This window comes from Terriglobia bacterium, assembly GCA_020072565.1.
GTDB lineage: Bacteria > Acidobacteriota > UBA6911 > UBA6911 > UBA6911 > JAFNAG01.
Genome location: JAIQGI010000009.1, coordinates 104568 through 121507, shown reverse-complemented (window position 1 = coordinate 121507; position 16940 = coordinate 104568). Strand labels below are relative to the sequence as shown.

The following is a 16940-nucleotide window of genomic DNA, read 5'->3' as shown; positions in this document are numbered from 1 at the left end:
CCGCAGGTCACCGCTCCACGGCCGGCTTCGGGCCCGCGTTCTTCACGTACTTGTCCAGCCAGTTCAACATCTCGCTGATGACGTGCTTGTTCGACTCGGCGGCTGAATAGCCGTGGGCTTCGTACGGGAGCGTCACGTAGCGCACTGTTGCCCCGAAGCCCTTGAGGGCCATGTAGAAGCGCTCCGACTGGATCGGGAAGGTGCCGGAGTTGTCGTCCATCTCGCCGTGGATGAGCAGGATCGGATCCTTTACTTTGTTCGCGTACCAGAAGGGGGACATCCTGGCGTAGAGATCCGGGACCTCCCAGAAATTGCGGGTTTCATTCTGAAAGCCGAACGGCGTCAGCGTGCGGTTGTACGCGCCGCTGCGCGCGATTCCGGCCCGGAACAGCCGGGTGTGCGCCAGCAGATTCGCCGTCATGAATGCCCCGTAGCTGTGACCGCCGACTCCGACGCGGTCGCGGTCGGCAATGCCCATCTCTACCGCCTTGTTGATCGCCGCCTCGGCGCTCGCGACGAGCTGTTCGACGTAGGTGTCGTTGGCGGTTTCGCCCGGCCCGATGATCGGCATGGTGGGATTGTCGAAGATCGCGTATCCCTGCGTGAGCAGCAACAGATGCGAAGCACCGCCGACAGAGGTAAACCGGTTCTCGTTGCCGCTCACCTGGCTCGCATCCGAGGGGCTGGTGAACTCGGCCGGATACGCCCAGACAAACATCGGGTAACGCGTGCCGGCCTTGTAGTCGGTCGGCAAATAGATGGTGCCGTTGAGTTGAACGCCATCCTTCCTCTGGTAGGTGACAAACTGTCTGGACACGGTCGAGATCTGCGGATGCGGGTTCTTAAAGGTAGTGACTGCCTTGAGTGTGTTCGCCGTCGTGTCGCGGACGAAGTAGTTCGGCGGCTCCGTCTTGGTTTCCCGGCGCGTGACGATGCGGCCGGCGTTGTCGTCGATGAGGCCGACAACGGACTCGTAGCTGATATCGTCGCACTGCCAGATCCGCTCGGCTTTGAGCGTTTTCAGATTAAAGCGGTCGAGGAAGGGCCGGTCGCCCTTCGGGGAAGCGCCGCCACCCGACAAATAAATGGTATCGCCGACCTGAATGACCTTGTTGATCGAGGGCCGCATCAGCGGCGCGCCCGGATCGCCATATCGATCCTGCTGGCGCAGTTCCCAAATCCTCGTCGGCGTGGAACCAAATCCTCCGGCAAGGAGCCAGGTACGGCGCATGCGCGTGTCGCGATCGCTCTCGCTCACGAGGATCGCGCCCTTCTCCGTAAACATCGTGCCGCCGGCGCGCCACTGCGTCTGCAGCAATTCAACCGGCGGGCCGGTGAACGGCGCCTTGATCGCCAGAAAACGATCGCGAAACGCAACCTTGTTCGCCGGGTCGCCCTTGTCAAGCGCTTCGGTGTAGAGGAGTGTGGCAGGCTCGAGCACGTGCCAGCGGAAGCTGCGTGGCCCGGGGAAAACGCCATTGCGCGGGAACGTATCGGCCATGGGCACATCGGCGAGTTTCCTCACGAGCCTGCCGGTCTTGTCCCACAGCTCGATGTCGCGCGGAAACTGGCCGGAGGGCACAACGTACGAAAAGGGACGCTTGATGCGCGTGACCACCAGCCAGTTGCCATCAATAGCCGGGTCGGCGCCGGCGTAGATGGCCGGTTTTCCGAATGGCGTCCTCTTGCCCGTGAGGTCTACCCAGGCGAGCTGGCTCGTGTAGTAATACTCGTAGAGTGACTCATCATAAGGATTCTTGAGCAGATCTTCGTACGTCGCAGACGGAGCGGCACGGCCGGCGTTTTCCTGAATCGCCGGGCCTGCCGGCACCGCCGGTGCTTTGGGTTCGGGGCCGCGACCTTCGGGAATCATCCGGCAAAGGAAACCGGACGAGTCGTACAGCCAGCTGCAGCCACCTCCCAGGCCGTTGATGCCCCCATTGAGAATCGGACTGACTTGCGCCGTGGCAACGTCGGCAAGGAAGAGCTGAATGCTGTTGGACGTTGTAACCGTGATGGCGATCTTCTTCCCGTCGGGCGAGAAATTGGCGCCATACGTCCCACCCGGCGGCAGGGCGAGATTCCGTTCGGTACCCGTCGCCACGTCCTTGAGCGTGAGCCGCGTCGGCCCGTTCAGGATCCGCGGGCCGTTCGTGCGCGGGTTGATGCGCGAGCCGGCCAGCCGATAGAAGGGGGCCGAAACTTCCGCGATTGTCGGCATGCTGCGCCGATGCGAGAGCACCATCGTGTTGCGATCCGGCGACAGCGCCACACCCGGAAGCGGTTCCGCGTCCATAATGTCGGTGATGATCTTCGGCGGCGTCAGGTAACCTGCGGGCGCAGGCGTTTGTGCCGACGGCGCGACGCTCAAACCGAAAACCAGGATAAGCCCTAAGATCAAAGTCAGCAGATACCTGCGCATTTGAGACCTCCATAAAAAAGACAGTCACCAAACTCGCCGAGAGCGTTGAAACCAGGGAGCCATGCGGATCAATACAAGCCATCGTCTGCTCGCATCCGCGTTCATCCGCCGTTCCATTCTTGAGTAATTCACTTGACGGTTGCAAGAACGATTTCGACAGGAACCCACATCTTGTGAATCGTGCCACTCACGATGCGGAATCCTGCGTCATCGAGAGCCCTGCGCACAAAGATAGGACGGCAATCGAGGAAGTTCGGGAAATGCCGGTATGTCCACTCGAACGCGTGTACCAGCTTCGAGCCACTCTCTTCTTTGGGCCAAGAGATCCTAGACTGCGCTGATCCTGTCGTAGAAGGAGCGGGTCTCTCTCCTTGACCGACAGACCGGCAGTATCTCCTCTCTTCCTTTGAGTGCTTCGGGATTGGATCGCATGTCCATAGGGTGTGTGTTTTTAGCGGCTGATAGCGAAGAGGTTGTGCTCGCCACGGACGAGAATCCTCCCGTCCGATAGCGCGGGGGTGGCCATCAGGCGCTCGCCCATCGGATTGGTCGCGAGCAGCTCGAAACCCTTTCCCGCTCTGACCACGAATATGTCGCCGTCTTCACTGGACAAATAGATCCGACCGTCGGCTGCCACGGGCGAAGCGCTGAAGCCGCCACCCTGATGCGGGATGCGCTGGCGGTAGATCTCTTTCCCGGTGCGGAGCTCATAGCAATCGAAGACGCCCTGGTTCGCAAGCACGTACAGATATCCGCCATAAATGAGCGGAGTCGGCATATAGGGCCCCCGCTGCTGCCTGCTCCAGACAACTTGCTCACTGGACGAGAGACCCTCGCCAAGAGTGATATCTCCAGAAGCGCCGGCGCGAATCACAAAGATTGGTGCCACCGGCCTGCGCCCGCTGGCGACCACGATCAGATCTTCCGAAAAAACCGGCGTGGGGGCCGTGATCTGGGAACTCCCGCCAAGGCGCCATAATTCTTTCCCCGTATCAGGATCGTAGCCGCGGATAAAGTTGGACGCGTTGGTGATCAACTCTACCCGTTTGGAGCCCGGATAAATGGTCGGAGTGCCCCATGACGGGAGTTCGTCGCGATCGGCTTTCCACACGGTGGCTCCGGTTTCGATGTCGACTGCGAGGAGAAAGTCCTGTTTCTGGGTGTCGCACTGGACGATGACCTTGTTCTTGTAGATGATGGGGGAACTTGCAGTCCCCCATTCGTATTCAGGCGCGTCGTAGGCGCCCAGGTCGAGAACTCCGAGATCTTTCTTCCAGACCAGCTTTCCCTGGGTGTCAAGACAGTACAGCCCCTGGGAACCGAAAAATGCAACGACATGCCGGCCGTCCGTGGCCGGCGTCGAGCTGGCGTACGTGTTCTTGACGTGCCGCTTTTCCTTGGGCACACCTTCGTACGCCGTGCTTCCCCACTCGATCTTTCCGCTGCGTTTGTCCAGGCAGTAAACTTTCCACTGCTGAACGGAGCGATCGGTCGATGCGTCGCCTTCGCCAAAAAGACCGTGTTTGAAGGTAGCGTCCGCCTGGCTGCTGATTGCGGTGGTGACATACAGCCGCTCTCCCCAAACGATAGGACTCGAGTGAGCGAGTCCCGGGATGCGCACCTTCCACTTGATGTTCTCTCCGCGCACGCCGTCCCAGCGTTCGGGCAGGTTCTGGCCATCGGCCACGCCACTGGCCTGCGGGCCGCGAAAAGACGGCCAGTCGCCGTTTGGTGCAGCGGCACTGGCGAAGAATGCGGCCAGCAACAGCATCAGCAATCCGCGCACCCTGCAGAAATGGGAATGCCTCATATGAGTTCTTTCCTGCGCCGAAGGCGCTTTGGAGTGCGGTGGCATGACACCGCTGTTGAATCCCGCGGCATTCGAGATCGGCCCGCGCGATCATGTCATGTGATTTTATGATGACCCGATCGCCGGGCCCATTACTAAACACAGCAAAACTTCATGATTCAGTTTTCGCGAATGCAGTAGAGATGTCGCTGGCTTCGGAGAAAAATCTCCCCTCCGGTAATGGCCGGTGTGGCGATGAACATCTGGTCCGGCATGGTATTGGTCGCCAGGACTTCGAACTTTTCGCCCATCCGCACCACGATAACGTCCTCGTTCTCACTCGCGAGGTAGAGCTTGCCGTTCGCCGCAACGGGCGACGCCTTGAAACTGTAAGTTTTAGGCAAAAGAATCCCCTTCGTGGTCGAAGACCAGGATGAGGCGGTCGCCGGACAGCACCGGCGCCATGCCCTCGCCAAATCCCATCTTCATGCGCAATTGAAAGCTTCCTCCAATTGCCCGTGAACGGGCGCCGGCCGGTGATGGCGGTGATTTGCCGAGGGAAGGCGCATAAAAGCGGATACTATACAATAAGGTGGGCCCTTGACCAAACCAGCATTTGAGGAGCACTGCAGTTCAGAGACCGAGTGCAAAAAGCAGCCACGAAGGACACGGCGCGGCATAGCCGCATCCAGAGAATTTCAACGCAGAGCTCGCCGAGATTGCAGAGAGCGCGGATGCACGCAGATTACCGCAGTTAAGAATCTGCGCTTATCCACGTTCATCTCCGGTCCCCCATGTGGCATACTTTGGGGTCCGGCAAGGCATGTGGAATTGTTTTCTTCAGCCCGTCGTGACATCCCAACTGTTGGACTCTTATCGAGCTATGAAGACCACCGGATTTCTTTTCCCCCTGATGCTGTTGATCCACCTGCAGCCTGCAGTCGGATACTCGCAAACCCTCCACGCCACAATTCGCGGTCAAGTCGCCGACACGTCCGGCTCCTCGTGTCCGAAGGTTCAAATAACGGCGATCAACGAAGAAACCGGCGAGACCCGCCAGACGGTCAGCGGTCCCGATGGGGAGTTTACATTTGCGGTGCTCACGCCCGGATCCTATCGTCTTGAGGCCCAAATGGCCGGTTTTCGCAAGTACGTGGGAAGGGGAATCCGCCTGCAGGTCGGACAGGATCTGCGCGTGAATGTCCTGCTCGAGCCGGGTGGGCCTGCGGAGGAGATCATTGTCACCGTCAGGCAAGACCTGGTCAAGACGGACGCGATGGATGTGGGAGTCGTAATAGCTAACCGTCAGATTGTGAACCTGCCGCTGGATGGGCGGAATTTTCTCCAACTGAGTCTGCTGCTGCCGGGAACGGCACCGGCCGCCCAGGGATCGCCGGGCTCGGTGCGCGGGGAATTTGCCGTAAACGCAAACGGAGCCCGCGAGGATTCCAACAACTTCATCCTGGACGGAGTCTTCAACAACGATCCCAAGCTCAACACAGTCGCCATCAACCCGCCGGCGGATGCCATTCGCGAGTTCGAAATCCTCTCCAGCACCTACGACGCCACTTTTGGACGCAGCGGCGGCGCTCAGGTCAACGTGGCCCTGAAGTCGGGCACCAATGAATTTCACGGCACGGCCTACGAATTCTTCCGCAACGCTGCACTGGACGCGCGCAACTTCTTTGCTCTGGCTGAAAGCGATGCGCCCCGGTATCAGCGGAATCAATTCGGTTTTTCTCTCGGCGGGCCGGTGCGCAAAAACCGCACATTCTTCTTCGCCGACTACGAGGGGCGAAGGGTGAATGAAGGAATCACGCAAACCACAAACGTTCCCACGCGACTCGAGAGAAGCGGCGACTTCTCGCAGAGCATATTCGTGCCTCCATTGGATCCATTCACCCGGCTCCCATTTGACAACGGCCGGATTCCTTCCGAAAGGATCAGTGCGATCGGAAGAGCCATCGCGGACCTATACCTGATACCCAACCGGGCAGTGCCCGGCCAGAACTACGTCTCCTCCCCGATCCTGCGCGACCGGGACGACCGCTTCGATGTCCGCTTCGATCATGCCATCGCGCGCAAATCCAGCCTGGTCGGCCGCTATAGCTTTTCCGACCGCAATCTCTACGAACCCTTCTCCGGGCCCAGTTTTGCGCGCGTTCCCGGGTTTGGCGCCAACATTCCCAGGCGGGCGCAAAACTTCATGATCGGCGAGGATCAGGCATCCTCATCAAGATTCATCAATCAGGTGCGCTTCGCCTTCAACCGGGTCGCCGCCGGAGCCGGCACGGAAACCAGAGGAGGCAGCCTGAACCGCGCCGTTGGCCTTCCCGAGCTTTCCTCCCACCCGCGCGATTTCGGATTGAGCTTCATTACGATTTCCGGATACTCACCTATCGGGGATGAGTACAACAATCCCCAGCACAGCGTAACCAACGTATTCCAGGTCACCGATACCGCCACGTATTCGAGAGGAAGGCACCTGGTCAGGTTCGGCCTCGATGTCCGCGTCCTGCAGCAGAACGCTTTCAGGGATGTTCAGTCACGCGGATTCCTTGCCTTTTCGGATTTCGCCCGGATCACAGGCAACGGTCTCGCGGACCTGCTGCTGGGTTACGTAACCTACTCGGGAGGCGCGCATCTGGACAATCCCCAGTATCTGCGGACCGGGAGTTGGAACTTATTCATGCAGGACAGCTTCCGCCTGCGTCGCGATCTCACGCTCCTGATCGGAACACGATACGAGTACAACTCTCCGCCGGTGGACCGCTACGACAGAGCCAGCACGTATGATCCCCTCACCGGAATGCTGGCCCCGGTAGGACAAGGCGGCATTCCCCGTGGCGCGTATGAGCCCGACAGGAACAACTGGGCGCCACGCGTCGGCATGGCGTGGTCGCCGGGTGCGGGCAATCGCAGCGTGGTGCGCGGCGGCTACGGAATCTACTATGATCAGTCATCGCTGGCCCCGGGAGAGGGACTTTACTTCAACAAGCCCTACTACGACTTCAAACTGTATTTTCCCCTCCCGGGACTGCCGCTCACGGTGAACGACCCTTTCCCGTCCTCCTATCCGCTCGCCATTCCGGCGTCTGCGCTCGGGTTCGACCGCCATCTGCGCACGCCCTATATACAACAATGGAACCTGACCTTCGAGCATCAGTTCGGCACTAATAGCCTGGTGGAGCTTGCTTATGTAGGTTCGAAGGGGACCAGGATCCTGTCCGCACGTGACATCAATCAGGCCCATGCCAGCCCGCTTCAGCCCAATCCGAGGCCCGTACTGCAGTTTGCCGACATCACCTTCCTGGAATCCCGCGGCAATTCCTCCTACAACAGTTTTCAAGCCCGCTTCCAGCATCGTATTCACGCGGGATTCGGCACGCTCGTTTCCTATACTTTCGGAAAGTCTCTGGATGAAACTTCGACCTTCTTCTCAAGCTCCGGCGATGCGAATTTCCCGCAAAACAGTGCCAATCCGGGGGCGGAGAAGGCCAGGTCGAACTTTGACATGCGGCACCGGCTTTCCCTTGGCTACTCCTATGATCTTCCGGTAGGCCGAGGCGGGCGTTTCCTGTCGGACCGTGCTTTTACTTCCGCATTGCTCGCCGGATGGTCCACCCACGGCATCGTGACCCTGCAAAGCGGAAGGCCGTTTACGGTCGCCCTGCTCCCCGAGATCGACAACAGCAACACCGGCATCGCGAGCCTGGGATTCGGCGCCAACAATCGTCCCAATCGCATCGCTTCCGGCGAGCTTTCGAACCCGGGGCCCGCAGCGTGGTTCGACACCAGCGCCTTCGCGTTGGCCGCATACGGAAGCTTCGGCAATTCAGGCCGGAACATTCTGAACGGTCCAGGCTATCAGGATGTGAGCCTGTCCCTGATCAAAGATTCGCGGATCCGTGAAGGGCTCACCCTTCAGTTCCGGGCCGAGTTCTTCAACGTACTCAACCATACGAACCTTGATTTACCGGACATCTTCCTCGGATCCCCGACATTCGGCCGCATTTCTTCGGCGGAAAATCCACGCCGCATTCAGTTCGGCCTCAAACTGATTTATTGAAACCGCCGGACCCCGTGTCTTCGTGAGAATAAGCCTTTTGGGGTTGAACCCGGAATTGGCAGATTTCCGGCATCACCGGTCGCGTACCACCGCTTGAAATGGGAATTGGCGAGCCCCGACGCTCCACAGGTCGAAATCATCGGGAGCATCCGGAATCCTGGAGATTTGCGGGGCGCCCGCACCAGCACTCAAATAGGCAGTCCCCTTCTCTTTGAGTCTAACACCGGCCTTGGCAGCCCCCTCTTTGGGCTTGCTGATGAGGAGCGAACCGGAACGGACCTTAACCTTCGTTCCTGAAGAGTCCACATCGAAGCGAAACGTGCCTCCGCCGGATATGTCGGCCTGGCCGTGCGGGGTGGAGATCTTGAGGCTCATTCTCGAATAGATGGCGGAATCAGGCTCTGTATAAACAATGGCAGAGCCGCGCACCAACTCAAATTCCCGTGTTGGCTCCGCAGTGCTGACGGCGAGAAGCTCGCTGTTTTCATCCACGTGGATCGAAAAGACGCCGAAGCTCAATACGGCACGGCTGCCGCGCTCGGTCGACAGATGTCCCCCTTCCAACAGTTGCGCCCGCGTTCCCGGTGGACTCTTGTCCAGTGCCAGCCTTGCCCCTCCCTGGCGCTCGAGGGTGACTTTGCCTTCGTAGCGCGTGATAGTGCCGGCTCTCAGAAGACCTGAACTCCACCGGTCGAAAGGGTCAAAAACATCCTTTTCGAATGTATTCCTTTCGCGGGCAGGCGGCGTGCCACCGCCCAGAACCAGCCGTGTGCCGCTGCCCAGAGCAGTCGCGCCGTTCTGCACCCCGCCCCGACGCACCTGGACGGCAGTTTCCAGCATACCGACGTCGAAGCGGGCGAAGGCCCCGCGCTTGACGGCGAAGGTCCCCTGCGGCGTAATGATTTTGACTGGCCTCTCCGGGAACATATTTACGGAATTGACGATAATGGCGCCTCGAAGCAGCTCGAACACGGCATCTTCGGTTTCAGTCTTGACCGCCCGAATCTGGGTCAATTGGTTGAGGCACAGATAGGCTCCGCGATTGATCATTAATTCCAGATAGCTTGCTTTCCTGGTCCACAACAACTGGTCTTCTCTCAGCTGGAACTCTGGAGAGACACGATAGCCATCAACTTGCTCCCTGCCCCGGCTGGCAAACGCTTCACCCTCCAGCCGGCGCACCACACCATGCCTGACAATGGGGAAACCCCATCGGTCAAATTCGTCAAACGGCCTCAGCTTCAACGCGGTGATGGCCGGATTGGTCTGATGATTGCCGGTCAACGTCACTCGCTTGCCGCCGCCGACCCTCCCCACCTTGCTGCGCGGCGCTTCAGATCGCCCCCCCAGCGCGATTTCTCCTTCAAAGACGTCGATACGGGTGGCCGAAGGCTCGATGCTGATTCGGAAGAGCCCGTCTTTGCCGACCGTCAGGATGCCGTGCGGCGTGACGACTTCAAAGGCCAGAGATGCATCCAGCCTGGCCGTTCTGCCCCGCCCGCCGGCGAAAGTCCGCGGCGGGGCCGCGTTGCCCGCCTGGATTATGAACATCCCGCGCAGCAATTCAAAACGCGCTTCCGTCAGCAAGGTGTTGACTGCACGCACTTCAGCCTGTTCATCGAGGCGGAGATAGGCAGCGGAGTTGACCAGGATCTCCGCGCGGCTCATCGCTTCAGTGGCCAGCCGGTCGCCGTCCATCATCTGCAGATCGGGCGAGACCGCCTCACGATTTTCGGCTTGTGCATGCTGGACAAATACCTGCCCCTGAACACGACTGACCAATCCCGATTTGGTGGAAATCGAGTGCTGGGCATGGATCAAGGCGTTGGGGGGATAACAGCAGAGCACTGCCACGAATATGAAGTTCGCCGCAGTCGGATTGAGTTGCCGCTTCATCGGTGTCTCTTCTGCCGGCTGACAAGCATATGCCAATTCCCGCCTGTTTGCCAATGCGCTCCGGCTTGTATCGGCTGACGCCGCTTCCTGGATCCGCGGATAGGCGGCGTAACTCTCGGACCCATCGGGCGCGACCGCCCTGATTTTTTCAAGGATTTTCCAGGTCGCCTGTCACGGGATTTCCGGTTACTTCGACGCGGGTGTGCGCATGCCGATGCAGTAGAGATAGCCCTGAGTGCGCATGAAGATCTGCCCGTCCGATACTGCGGGAGAAGATAGGGTGTAATCGGACAGATCGTTTTCCCCGAGCACTTTGAACAGGGGGCCCGCTTCCAGCACAGTCGTGATCCCATCCTCGCTGGTGACGTAGAGCTTGCCGCCCGCGATCACGGGAGAAGCGCTGTAGGTCCCCGTCCTGATTCTCTGGTTCCCCCAGACCTCGGCGCCGGTCTTGGCATCCCGGCACCACAGGATGCCGCGGTCGTTCAGGATGAAGATGTACTTCCCGTCGCATGCCGGTGTCGGCACGTCCGGACCCTGGTCGGTGGTCCAGGCAAGGTGAGATCGGCTGACGTCTCCGCGTCCGCCCGCCTTGAGAGCTATCAGCGGGCGCACCCGTGAGGGCACGTATACCATACCGTCTGCTGCCACGGGCGAAGCCACAATGCGATAGTTCCTGTCCTTGGAGGGATTGAGACCGCCGGCACGCCAGAGCTCCGCGCCGGTGGCGGGATCGTGCCCCGTGACGTAGTCGCCCCCGCTGATGACGATCTCCTCCTTGTCGTCATAGCGCAGCAGGGCAGGCGTCGTGTATGCATCGGGGGACTCGAGCTGGGCGTCCGTCGGCCGCTCAACGCGCCAGCGCGTCTTGCCGGTGAGCTTCTCGATGGCGAGCACGTAGGACGGATCGTCGGTCTTCATCCCGTGAAGAACCTGGATGTAAAGCAAATCTTTATGAAGCAACGGGGACGAAGCATAGCCCCAATTGAGGCCGAAACGGCCATAATCCTTCTGAATATCCCGCGCCCAGACCTCATTGCCGCTGAAGTCGAAGGCTTTGAGCATGCCGGTTCCGGTCAATACCCAAACGTTCTTGCCGTCGGTCACCGGCGAGGGTGAAGACATATTCTGCTTGCGCACCTTAGTGTTCCCCGTGCCCAGATGCTTCTTCCAGATCTCCGTCCCTTTGTCGCGATCCACGCAAGAGAGGTAGAGCTCGGTTCCCTCCCCGACATTCAGAAAAATGCGATCGTTCCAAATGATCGGGGTGGAGCCCGAAAAATCGGGCATCGCGAGCTTCCAGGTCACGTTCTCGGTCGTGCTCCACCTCACGGGCACGTTTTTCTCCTCAGCCGTCCCGTTCAAGTTGGGGCCGCGCCACTGGGGCCAATTCCCGGCAAGAGCCGCCACCTGAGAAACGAGCAGGGCGCAGGAGAACAGAAAGCATCGACGCATAGCCACCCACCTCCACGTTTGGTCTTATTGTAAACCGCGGATGCGCACAGACAACGCGGATAACTATCTGTGATGATCTGCGGTTTGTTGCATACACCCAGAATGAAATTGCGTCTATTGAGGACCAGATATTATAGTGATGCTATTCCAAGGATAGATGTGTCGCCCCTTCGGGGCTCCTTCTTTACCTGTCCACAACCCCGGGCTCACGCCCGGGGCTATGCTCTTTCCGCCCCTTCGGGGCGGGAAATCTTGTCTCTGTCACTATATTTCATGATTATCAATCAGTTCGGTCCGGAGAAAGAAACTGAGCGCACGGAATTCATTTTCCGAAGCAGTAGAGCATGTTCTGCGTCCGGATGTAGAGCCGGCCATCGGCGACCGCGGGTGTCGCAAACACCTCATCGCCGAGCGCATCGACCGCCAGAATCTCCCAGTCACCCCTGGCCGAAACCACGGAGACGGTGCCGTCCTGGCTGACCAACCACACCTTGCCGTCGGCCCCGACCGGAGAGGCGAAATACTTGTCAATCGCGCCCTTCAATCGGCCCTGTTTGAGGACGTTGCCGGTCGTGGGATCGAACGAAGTCAGGATGCCGCTGTCGTTGATCATAAATAACACGCCCTGGTACAGCAGTGTCGAGGGGACCTGCGGCACGGGACGTTGATAGCGCCACCGGATTGCCGTGTCGGTCATATCTCCCCGGCCGCCGAGCCTGATTGCCAGAAGCCCGTTTTCCGAGGCCATCATCGACCGGAACACTTCCCACTCCTTCGCATTCAGTCTGCCGTCGCGGTCCAGGTCGAAGGCGTCAAATCCAGAGTTGGGCGCGAGCATCCTGTCCATCGGCTCAGTGCCGGAAATTTCCTCCTTCGCGATAAGCCCGTCGTGGTTCTTGTCGTAACGCTTCAATCCTTCTTCAAAAGCGACGGTAGGCACATGCTGGCCGGGCTGGTTTTGTGGAAATCCCCAGCCGTTGACATACAGGGACTGATCGTCATAGCTCGCCACGGATTTCATTTCGCAGGGCAGACCCCGTACCCACCAGAGGCGCTTGCCGTCTTCCACGGCATAACACGAGAGCTGGAAGGACTCGGGAACGATGATCTGCTTCGGGCCGCCCTTGGGCTGATAAAGCGTCGGCGTGGAGTAGCCCGAAATCACTCCCGGCCGGTCCACCTTCCATGTCAGCTTGCCGGTGTTTTTGTCGACGGCGATCAGGTAGGAATTAAGATCCTGATCGACCGCCAATATCACTTTGTCATCCACCAGAATCGGCGAGGCGCCGAAGCCGTAGAAGATGTTGAACGGTCCCAGCGGCAGGCGCCATTTTTCTTTTCCTTGGGCATCGAAGGCCAGCATCCCGAAGTCCTGGAAAAAGACGTACACGTTTGTGCCGTCCGTGACCGGGCTGGGCGATGCCGGGCCGTTGACGTTCTGCAGCCGGCCTTTTTGCGTGCGCGGGACCTCGCGTTGCCAGAGCAGCTTACCCGACTGGCGGTCGAGGCAGATGACGGACAGTTGGTAGTTCTCCTTGTCCTTCGTATGGGCCGTGAGGAAGATGCGCGTACCGGTTAGCACCGGCGACGAGTGGCCGGGCGGCAATGGAGTTTTCCAGACCACGTTTTTTTCCGGCCCGAATTCAACGGGCAGGTTGGTGGCCGTGGACACTCCTGACCCGTTGGGCCCGCGAAAGCGCGTCCACTGGTCTTGCGCCGCCGAATGGCGGAAACAAAGTGCGAGCAAGGAGAACAGGACCAAGCGTTGGCAATACCGGCTATTTTTCATATTGAGTCGATTCCAGTATAGAAGCTTACGATTAGTTCGCAGAGACTTCGAAAATCCCAAAACGCTGACTTTGATTTCATTGAGGTCTTCCGGTCTTTGCGGCTTGCTTTGGCATAAGGCGACGTCATTCCGACCTCAGCGCGCCGAGCACCGGCGCACGAAACGCTGCAGCGGCAGCCAGAAATGATGATGCCAATCCGACCGTCAGGACTGCGATCAGGATCCAGCCTCCCATCACGAAGGGAACCGAGCCACCGCGGGCGTGTAGCGCCGGCGCGATGGCAAGGAGTGCGCAGACTGTGCCGCATGCCAGGCCCCAGGTCATGAGCACAATGTTTTCGGCGATGATGATTGCCGACAAAACCTGTCTGCGATACCCCACGGCGCGCAGAAGGGCCAGCTCGTGCCGCCGTTCGAGCACGTTGCGCAGCAGGACGGTTGCGAGGCCGGCGGTTCCCAAAATCAGGCCCAGTGCTCCCAGCGACTGGAAGGTGGAGAGGTAGGTGTTTTCCACCCGGTGATATGCTGCCAGCCGCTCTCCGGAGGATTCAACGTCGAAGCCCCAATCCGCCAGGATTTCCATCAGAGGCTGTATCAGGGATGCCGCCTTGCCCGGCGCCACGTCGAGCAGGAAAAAATGATAGCCCTCCCGGTCGGGGAATGCGCGCAGGAAGTTCGCCTCGGAAATCACCAGCTCTCCCTGCAGGATACTGTCGCGCAGGGCCGCGACCAGGCGCAGGCGTGCCGGAGTCCCGTCGCTCTGGCGCACCGTGAGCTCGCGCCCAACCGAGAGGTGCAGAATGTATTGAACCGTGTTCGCGTCTCCGATGGCAGGTATGGCCCCGTCCCGAGGAGTGGATTCGAGCAGCAGCCACGGGTTCCGCTTTTCCTCCGGGGTGGAAGCCGTCGAGTCTTGAAATGAAAATCGGCCGCCGGCAAGAAACGAATGCGCCGCCCCAAGAATCCTCGGTTCCTGTGGAGCATAGAGATTCAGACAACTGGTGTCGTCACCGGGACGCTCGCGGAACGGCACGAACCTTACCTGCGCAAGCTCCGGCACCTCCGACTGCGGAATCCCCAAGGCTTCGCGTCCTGCCGCGCTGTTGGGATCGTAGACGACGGGGAGGGCGGAGTGCGCAAGCAAAGGATACCCTCCGGTCCCGGACGCCGGCTCCATTGAGACACTCTGTGGATCCTTCCGGAAGGCTTCCACGGAAACAATGATGAAAGTCGCCGAAGCCATCAGAGCGACACAGAGCAGACTGCGTCCCGGCCTGTGCATGGCATTCCTGGCCCCCAGGCGGAAGAAGGAACGCCAGCCATGCCCGGAAATGGGGCTCGGACGGTGGCGCCGGAAGTAGAGGGCAGCCAGGCTCAAAACCGAAGCCAGCAGCAGAAAGCCTGATCCGAAAAATCCCTCGACGTCCGGGATCTTTCCGGAGGCCGAGCCGAGGAGCATCAGCGCGGCACCCAGGAAGGAAACGCACGAAATGATTACGAAAATGCGCGTACGCCGCCTCTTTACCGGTGCCGATTCCAGAACATCGGCAAGGAGCGCGCGTGGTGAGTTGCGCCGCAGGCCGCGGAGCGTCCACGCGATGATTGCAAGAGAAGCGAGTATGCCGGCGCCCGCTCCCAAAGCCATGTCCGCCCAGGAAACGTGCAGGTACAGGCGGCGCGTTCCCACCGCGGCTAGCCACCAGGTGCGCAGGCCGAGAACCAGAAGCCCCCCATACCCGATGGCGCCGAGCAGGCCGAGAAGGCTCCCTCCGACCGATAGCGCCGCGCCTTCGAGGAGAAAAATGGTTTGAATGACCCTCGTGGGAAAGCCCATTGCCTGGAGGGTCCCGATCTCCCGCACCCGCTGCTCGACGCCCAGCCTGAAAAACAGGGCCGACAGGAGAATAGCCGACGCGATCAGGAAAAAACTGAAATAAACAAAATACTCCCCGAAATCCGTTGATCCCTGGGAGGCATCCAGCCCTCGTTTCTTCACGGCATCGACGGCAAATCCCGCCGCCTCCGGGTCGAGGCGGGCGCGAAGTCTCTCCGCCAGTCTGTCCTGCGCAGACTTCAAATCCGCGCCTTCAGGCAGCGCAATGCGCACGCCGGAGAGTTTTCCGAAACGACTCTGCCAAAGTTCCTGACCCCTCGCCAGCGTGATAAAAGCCTTGGGTGTGGCCCGGTAGCGGTTCCAGTACTCCTCGTCTTTCGGGCGGACGCGGCGCAGATCCAACGGAAACGGCGGATCCCACGCTCTTATGCTCCGGGCTTCCGTGATGCCCGGAAAATCCGGCGCCAGCGCGGCGTCGACGTCTCCGCCCATGGACACAACGCCTGCCAAACGGAAACGGGCAGTTCGTGTCGCCAGGCTTCCTTTTTCCTGCCAGAGGTAATAGTCGACCTCCACGCTATCCCCGCGGGAGATTCCCAGGTCGCGCCAGGCCCACTCGTTGAGCCAGATGGAGTCGTCTGCATTGACAGGCACAGGCTGTGGCGCGAAGCCTTCAATCCCGCGGATCGCATTCATGGCGCCCTGTCCGAGGTCCGCGGCAGTGATGACAGAGTAAGGGATCTCGCGGCCGCCGGCACTTATGGAATTGGCGAGGTAGGTGAAGACGCCGGAAGCTTTCATCCCGGCATCGGCAGCAGCTCCGAACGCAGCCCTCGCAATCGATTCACTGAGCAGGATGCGGGAGCTCTCAACCGCAATTCCGGTCAGCGACGGCAGAGGCCGGAGCATTACACCCGCGTCTTTCAGTGTGAATTTCTCCTCGAGCGAGCCACTGATCTTCTGGAGATCTAAATCCTGCGATTTTGGAGCCAGAAGAATCGCATTTGCGCCTGCCGCCTGCGCCAGGTCCCGCTGAAGACGCTCGAGAGGTACGAATATGGAAAACACGTTTCCCTGGCTGGGCCGCAGAGAGAACTCTCCCAGACTTTCCGCGGACAGGATCTCGCCGCAAACCAACCGCACCGTCCTGCCGACATTTTCGCGGCGCCCATAAAGCGACTCCCTCGGAATTGCCGGCTGGGTCTCGATTCTCAGGAGCAGCCCGTCGCCCACGTGCACGCCAAGCCTTAGTGCGAGTGGTAAGCCAACCAGCGCCGTGCGCCCTTCCGGGCCATTCCGAGCCGCCGCGCCCTGCAATTTCCAAAACCTTTCGTCGACACCATAGACATTGACGTCGTATGCACGTGTGCCTGTTCCTTCAAGGATCACCACGCCCTGGAGATAAATGATCGGGCAACTTTCCTCAGAATTTTTTGTTTCAGCCGGCGAGGTCAATGCGACGGCGAGATCTTCGCGAAAAAAGTGGTCGGCGGAAACCGTGTATTCCGTGGCGCCGAGCCGCTCATAGAGCAATCTGCGCAGGCTGTCCCGCACGGACTGGCCCACGAGCAAAGCGCCCGAGAGCACGGAGACCGCGGTTGCGACGCCGGCGACGACCGCGAGGTTCGTGCGCCAGTAGTGCAACAGGTTGCGGCGTAGGAGCCGGCTCAGTCTCATCACTTTCTC

Annotated in this window: 8 protein-coding genes; 1 reads left to right on the top strand and 7 read right to left on the bottom strand. The window is 59.9% G+C overall.

Annotated elements, in window-relative coordinates:
- Positions 1-7 precede the first annotated feature (7 nt).
- From LAP85_07840 to LAP85_07830, 3 genes are all read right to left on the bottom strand, one after another.
- Positions 8-2422: a prolyl oligopeptidase family serine peptidase gene (locus LAP85_07840; protein MBZ5496298.1), complete on the bottom strand. Its 2415-nt coding sequence runs from the start codon at positions 2420-2422 to the stop codon at positions 8-10.
- 451 nt (positions 2423-2873) lie between these two features.
- Positions 2874-4232, bottom strand: a complete 1359-nt coding sequence (locus LAP85_07835; protein ID MBZ5496297.1) for a PQQ-binding-like beta-propeller repeat protein — start codon at positions 4230-4232, stop codon at positions 2874-2876.
- Positions 4233-4390: 158 nt separating this feature from the next.
- On the bottom strand, positions 4391-4615 hold the full coding sequence (locus LAP85_07830) for a hypothetical protein (protein ID MBZ5496296.1): 225 nt from the start codon (positions 4613-4615) through the stop codon (positions 4391-4393).
- Between the two features lie 479 nt (positions 4616-5094).
- Between LAP85_07830 and LAP85_07825 the strand changes: the two genes are divergently transcribed.
- Complete coding sequence (locus LAP85_07825) at positions 5095-8280, top strand: carboxypeptidase-like regulatory domain-containing protein (GenBank protein MBZ5496295.1); 3186 nt, start codon at positions 5095-5097, stop codon at positions 8278-8280.
- A gap of 72 nt (positions 8281-8352) precedes the next feature.
- Here the strand turns inward: LAP85_07825 and LAP85_07820 are convergent, their stop codons facing one another.
- The 4 genes from LAP85_07820 to LAP85_07805 form a co-directional block, all read right to left on the bottom strand.
- Positions 8353-10176 (bottom strand): FecR domain-containing protein, encoded by a 1824-nt coding sequence (locus tag LAP85_07820; protein ID MBZ5496294.1) that lies wholly within the window; start codon positions 10174-10176, stop codon positions 8353-8355.
- Between the two features lie 186 nt (positions 10177-10362).
- Positions 10363-11631, bottom strand: a complete 1269-nt coding sequence (locus LAP85_07815; GenBank protein MBZ5496293.1) for a PQQ-binding-like beta-propeller repeat protein — start codon at positions 11629-11631, stop codon at positions 10363-10365.
- 322 nt (positions 11632-11953) lie between these two features.
- A complete protein-coding gene (locus tag LAP85_07810; protein MBZ5496292.1) occupies positions 11954-13420 on the bottom strand; it encodes a PQQ-binding-like beta-propeller repeat protein in 1467 nt (488 codons plus the stop codon).
- Between the two features lie 124 nt (positions 13421-13544).
- Positions 13545-16931, bottom strand: coding sequence for an ABC transporter permease (locus LAP85_07805; protein MBZ5496291.1), 3387 nt, complete (start codon positions 16929-16931; stop codon positions 13545-13547).
- Positions 16932-16940: the final 9 nt, after the last annotated feature.

Coding starts and splice junctions, on each gene's coding strand:
- LAP85_07810 (MBZ5496292.1), bottom strand. CDS start 13,420: ATGAAAAATAGCCGGTATTGCCAACGCTTGGTCCTGTTCTCCTTGCTC.
- LAP85_07835 (MBZ5496297.1), bottom strand. CDS start 4,232: ATGAGGCATTCCCATTTCTGCAGGGTGCGCGGATTGCTGATGCTGTTG.
- LAP85_07815 (MBZ5496293.1), bottom strand. CDS start 11,631: ATGCGTCGATGCTTTCTGTTCTCCTGCGCCCTGCTCGTTTCTCAGGTG.
- LAP85_07820 (MBZ5496294.1), bottom strand. CDS start 10,176: ATGAAGCGGCAACTCAATCCGACTGCGGCGAACTTCATATTCGTGGCA.
- LAP85_07840 (MBZ5496298.1), bottom strand. CDS start 2,422: ATGCGCAGGTATCTGCTGACTTTGATCTTAGGGCTTATCCTGGTTTTC.
- LAP85_07825 (MBZ5496295.1), top strand. CDS start 5,095: ATGAAGACCACCGGATTTCTTTTCCCCCTGATGCTGTTGATCCACCTG.
- LAP85_07805 (MBZ5496291.1), bottom strand. CDS start 16,931: ATGAGACTGAGCCGGCTCCTACGCCGCAACCTGTTGCACTACTGGCGC.